Genomic DNA, 2,007 nt, shown 5'->3' on the forward strand with positions numbered 1-2,007 from the left:
ACCAATCCGACAGGCGCGGCCGGCTTCATCGATCGGACGCGTCCCCGGTTCTTCGTCCTGTCGCAGGGTTTCGCCAGACGAGGCCGCGCCTGTCGGATTGGTTCGGGAGAGACGACGATGTCGGGTGGTCACGGGGCGGTGGACAGCTCCAACAAGAAGGTTGCGCTGCTGATCTCGGTGCTCGCGCTGTTTCTCGCCCTCGGCGAGACCCTGGCGAAGAGCGCCCAGACCGACGCGCTCGGCGCCAACGTCGAATCCGCCAACCAGTGGGCCTACTTCCAGGCCCGCACGATCCGCGGCACGGTGCTGAAGACCGCCGGCGAGCAGATCGCCCTGGAGCCGAACGCCTCCCCGGAGGCGGTGAAGAAGCAGATCGAGGAATGGGCCAAGACGATGGCCCGCTGGGATTCCGATCCGGCTTCCGGCGACGGCCGCAAGGAGCTCGCCGCCAAGGCCAAGGCGGCCGAGGCCAAGCGCGACCTCTCGCTCGCCCGCTACCACCATTACGAGCTCGGCTCGGCCGCCTTCCAGATCGGCATCGTGCTCGCCTCCGCCCAGGTCATCACCGGCATCGCGGCGCTGGCCTTCGCGGGCGGCGCCCTGGGGATCGCGGGGATCGGCATGCTGGCGATCGGGCTGTTCGCCCCGCACGCGATCCATCTGTTCTGAGGCGGGATGCCGGAGGCCCGCTCGGACCTCCGACCGGTGACCCTCGTACCGGCGCGTGCCCGGGACCGTCGTCCCGGGTCCGCGTGGCGGCGCCCGGGATCGAGGGTGAGACCAGCCGAGACGAGGCGGAGCAAGCGACCGACCAGTCTTCCCGCGCCGCCTCGACTGTCTTTCGGATCACGATGGACTGTCGCGGACTGACGCTGCGGCGGGACGGCTACGGCGCGATGCTGATCCGGATTGTGCGGCGGGCAAGCTCCACCCCGCCTCCACGTCGCTGCCCGATCCGGCCGGAGGCCGCGAGGCGCGCGATGGCAGCGCTTTCTTATCGTGCTATTATGTCGCGGAAGCCCGCGCTTGCCAGTGGCGCGCCCCGCCCCGCTAACTGAACCCGTCAGTTCAGTTAGGGCTTCATGAGCGACGCCGCATGCCGATCCGATCGACCTGATGCCGGCCGCCCTCGAGTCGCGCGCCCGCCGGCCGAGCGGCCGCTCGATCCCGAACGCCGCCGCCGGATCCTCGAAGCCGGGATGGACCTGTTCTCGGGCCTTCCCTACGCCGCCGTCCACATGGATGCCGTCGCCGCCGCGGCCGGCGTCGCCAAGCCCACGCTCTACCGCTACTTTTCCACCAAGGAAGCCCTGTTCATCGACGGGCTCGCCTGGACCCTGGCCGACCTGCGCGACGCGATCGGGGCCATCGCCGCGACGGATGCCCCGGCGCGCCTGCGTGCCGCGGTCGGGCTGGTCCTGGAGCGCATCGGCGCCCTTTCGCCGGCGCTGACCGCGATCGAGGGGCGCGGCGCCGAGTTCGGCGAGCGCAGCCGGCGCGTCCTGCGCGAGGGCTTCGACGGCTTGCGCGACGCGCTGGCCGGCCTCCTGCGCGACGGGGTCGCGGCGGGCGAGCTGCACGTCCCCGACATCGACCTCGCGGTGCTGATGATTCTCGGCGGCATCCGCATGGCGGTGCACGGCACCGGCCGGCGCCCGCCCGCATCCGCCGCGGTCGCCGATTTCTTCCTCCACGGCCTCGGCGCGCCGCCTGCGCCGCCTCACGGAGCCAAACGATGATCCGCCTCGTCCTCGTCCTCCTGGCGCTCGTCGCGGCCGGGGCGGGATGGCTCGTGCAGCGCCATGGCGGCGACACGCGCGCGGCCTGGAGCACGGCCCGGGGCGCGCTGCCGGCCGATCTTGCGCGGCACCTGCCGGAGCACCTGCCGGTCGCCTACGCCAGGAGGACGAGGACGAGGCGGATCATCGTTTGGCTCCGTGAGGCGGCGCAGGCGGCGCGCCGAGGCCGTGGAGGAAGAAATCGGCGACCGCGGCGGATGCGGGCGGG

At 72.2% G+C, this 2,007-nt stretch carries 2 protein-coding genes and 1 pseudogene; all 3 read left to right on the forward strand.

All coding sequences use genetic code 11. The features are described 5' to 3' along the window. Positions 1–117: 117 nt before the first annotated feature. The gene (locus QR78_RS28035) at positions 118–669 is read left to right on the forward strand and encodes a DUF4337 domain-containing protein (RefSeq protein ID WP_048430904.1); all 552 of its coding nucleotides are present in this window, start codon (positions 118–120) and stop codon (positions 667–669) included. 515 nt (positions 670–1,184) lie between these two features. Next, on the forward strand, positions 1,185–1,739 hold the full coding sequence (locus tag QR78_RS28040) for a TetR/AcrR family transcriptional regulator (protein ID WP_048430905.1): 555 nt from the start codon (positions 1,185–1,187) through the stop codon (positions 1,737–1,739). Further along, positions 1,736–2,007 (forward strand): annotated as a pseudogene (locus QR78_RS35755) (hypothetical protein); the annotation flags it as partial. The gene QR78_RS28040 and the pseudogene QR78_RS35755, both read left to right, overlap by 4 nt.

Source organism: Methylobacterium indicum (assembly GCF_001043895.1).
Classification (GTDB): domain Bacteria; phylum Pseudomonadota; class Alphaproteobacteria; order Rhizobiales; family Beijerinckiaceae; genus Methylobacterium; species Methylobacterium indicum.

What these genes read in the sequence shown, in the direction of transcription:
- QR78_RS28035 (WP_048430904.1), top strand. Translation starts at nt 118, where the DNA reads ATGTCGGGTGGTCACGGGGCGGTGGACAGCTCCAACAAGAAGGTTGCG.